Genomic DNA, 2,948 nt, shown 5'->3' with positions numbered 1-2,948 from the left:
CGCCAGGCCGAGAACATTGGTTCCTGTAGGCATCGGGATTGGCGGATCAAACACTAAAGCTACTGGAACGAGCAGAAGTCCTCCGGCCGCCAGTTGCCAGGCGGTAAAGGTGAGCAGAGGCACGGGAGGTTGCCACTTGCGGGTCAGCACGGTTCCGAACGCCATGGAAACCGCCCCCGCCAGGCCCGCTGCGACGCCGACAGGATCTAGCGCTGCGTTTGGTGTCAACACCAACAGCGCCACGCCCGCAGTTCCGCAAATAGCCCCCAGGACCGCCATCAATCGTATCGGGCTACCTAGCAGAGCGGCAGAGATGAACACGACCATCAGCGGCTGCACAGCGCCTACCGTCGCCGCGACCCCGCCCGGCAGGCGGTAGACCGAAATAAACAACAAGCTCCAGAATAGCGAAATATTAAGTGCGCCGAGGATGAAGATGCGCATCCACCAGATTCCCGTTGGAATCTGTCGGACGATCATCACGAGCAATAAACCCGCCGGCAACGCCCGCAGCATCGCGACCGTCATCGGTGAGAAGTTCGGCAGGTATTGGGTGGTGACAATGTAGGTGCTGCCCCAAATGGCAGGTGCTATCGCTGTGAACAATAAATCGGGCGTGCGTAATGACATGCGATTACAAGACCTCCGCTACGGCGATGGGTTTTTGAGAGTTGCAGGCGCCGCGATGACCGCACCCTGACTTGGACTGGCCCTGCCTCGCACCAATCCACCTGCGGCTATGGCCGCGATCATGCGAGGCCCGAAAATTACACGACCTGTACACGTCCGCCGAACCCGGAACGCAACAGAGCTTCGTGGGCATCCCGATCCGGGTCGTAGCAGCAGTCCTGGACCAAACGCACGTCGTAGTCCGCATCACTAGCCCAGGCGACGCTTGAAAGAACAACGCCGGTGGTGCTTATCCCGGCCATGACAAGCGTGCTTACGCCGCGCGTCCGAAGGTCGGCGTCGAGCGCCGTGCCATAAAAGACGCTGGCTCGCGGACATGCATAGAAAAGGTCGCCCCGTTCGATCGCAAGCCCTTCGACGGGCAGACCGGTGCGAAATCGTCCGCTCGGGAGATACGGTGAGATTTGGCGATTCGTCGCCGGCGGCGCATGTTCATACTCTTCGCCGAGCGAAAAGTTGGGGAACAGCACGGGCCGGCCGCGCAAGGCGTGCTGGCAGCCGTGCAGACCCTGCGTGAGATGAACGCCGACAACCTGCGCAAGGTGCCGGCCGATGCACCCACGGCCTTCATCAAGCCGCGCTGGAAGCCGCTGGTGATCACCCCGGAAGGCCTCGACCGGAAATTCTACGAAATCTGCGCCCTGTCCGAGCTGAAGAACGCCCTGCGCTCCGGCGACATCTGGGTCAAGGGCTCGCGGCAGTTCCGCGACTTCGACGACTACCTGCTGCCGGCCGAGAAGTTCGCCGCACTCAAGCGCGAGCAGGCCCTGCCCCTGGCGATCAACCCGAACAGCGACCAGTACCTGGAAGAGCGTTTGCAGCTGCTGGACGAGCAGTTGGCCACCGTCACCCGCCTGGCCAAGGACAACGAGCTGCCCGATGCCATCCTCACCGAGTCAGGGCTGAAAATCACCCCGCTGGATGCGGCGGTGCCGGATCGGGCGCAGGCGCTGATCGACCAAACCAGCCAGTTACTGCCGCGCATCAAGATCACCGAACTGCTGATGGACGTGGACGACTGGACGGGCTTCAGCCGCCACTTCACCCACTTGAAGGACGGGGCCGAGGCCAAAGACAGGACGTTGCTGCTGTCCGCAATCCTCGGTGATGCGATCAACCTCGGGCTGACCAAGATGGCCGAGTCGAGCCCCGGCCTGACCTACGCCAAGCTGTCCTGGCTGCAAGCCTGGCACATCCGCGACGAAACCTATTCGGCGGCCTTGGCCGAGCTGGTCAACCACCAGTATCGCCACGCCTTTGCCGCCCACTGGGGCGACGGCACGACCTCATCCTCCGATGGCCAGCGCTTCCGCGCGGGTGGCCGGGGCGAGAGCACCGGGCACGTCAACCCGAAGTACGGTAGCGAGCCGGGACGGCTGTTCTATACCCATATCTCCGACCAGTACGCGCCGTTCAGCACCCGCGTGGTGAATGTCGGCGTCCGCGATTCCACCTATGTGCTCGACGGCCTGCTGTACCACGAGTCCGACCTGCGGATCGAGGAGCACTACACCGACACGGCCGGCTTCACCGATCACGTCTTTGCCCTGATGCACCTGCTAGGCTTCCGCTTCGCGCCGCGCATCCGCGACCTCGGCGAAACCAAGCTGTACGTGCCGCAGGGCGTGCAAGCCTACCCGACGTTGCGCCCGCTGATCGGCGGCACCCTGAACATCAAGCACGTGCGTGCCCACTGGGACGACATCCTGCGCCTGGCCAGCTCGATCAAGCAGGGCACCGTCACCGCCTCGCTGATGCTGCGCAAGCTCGGCAGCTACCCGCGCCAGAACGGACTGGCCGTGGCCCTGCGCGAGCTGGGCCGGATCGAGCGCACGCTGTTCATCCTGGACTGGCTGCAAAGTGTTGAACTGCGCCGCCGCGTGCATGCCGGCCTGAACAAAGGTGAGGCGCGCAACTCGCTGGCCAGGGCGGTGTTCTTCAACCGCCTTGGGGAAATCAGGGATCGGAGCTTCGAGCAGCAGCGCTACCGGGCCAGCGGCCTCAACCTGGTGACGGCGGCTATCGTGCTGTGGAACACGGTGTACCTGGAACGCGCCACCCAGGGGTTGGTCGAGGCCGGCAAGCCGGTGGACGGCGAGCTGCTGCAATTCCTGTCGCCGCTGGGCTGGGAGCACATCAACCTAACCGGCGATTACGTCTGGCGGCAGAGCCGCAGACTGGAAGACGGGAAGTTTCGGCCCTTACGGATGCCCGGAAAACCTTAGCGTACGATTTTTTCCGAATTCTGCGGGCTCCCC

2 protein-coding genes and 1 pseudogene are annotated in these 2,948 nt (G+C 63.4%); 1 reads left to right on the top strand and 2 read right to left on the bottom strand.

The annotated features are described in order from the left end of the window. On the bottom strand, nucleotides 1-630 hold a 630-nt coding region (locus tag ACSIPU_RS30095; protein WP_153675959.1), incomplete at its 3' end, for a DMT family transporter. A gap of 137 nt (nucleotides 631-767) precedes the next feature. Then, complete coding sequence (locus ACSIPU_RS30090) at nucleotides 768-1,160, bottom strand: cysteine hydrolase family protein (RefSeq protein WP_001351729.1); 393 nt, start codon at nucleotides 1,158-1,160, stop codon at nucleotides 768-770. A gap of 3 nt (nucleotides 1,161-1,163) precedes the next feature. On the opposite strand from ACSIPU_RS30090, the pseudogene ACSIPU_RS30085 reads away from it, so the two are divergent. Further along, a pseudogene (locus tag ACSIPU_RS30085) lies at nucleotides 1,164-2,915 on the top strand (Tn3-like element TnAs1 family transposase); the annotation flags it as partial. Nucleotides 2,916-2,948: the final 33 nt, after the last annotated feature.

Origin of the sequence: Klebsiella sp. HN106 (genome assembly GCF_051209435.1) — a bacterium.
GTDB classification, from domain to species: Bacteria; Pseudomonadota; Gammaproteobacteria; order Enterobacterales; family Enterobacteriaceae; genus Klebsiella; species Klebsiella oxytoca.
Note: the sequence above shows the minus strand (reverse complement) of the source record. Positions and strands in the feature narration are given on the sequence as shown.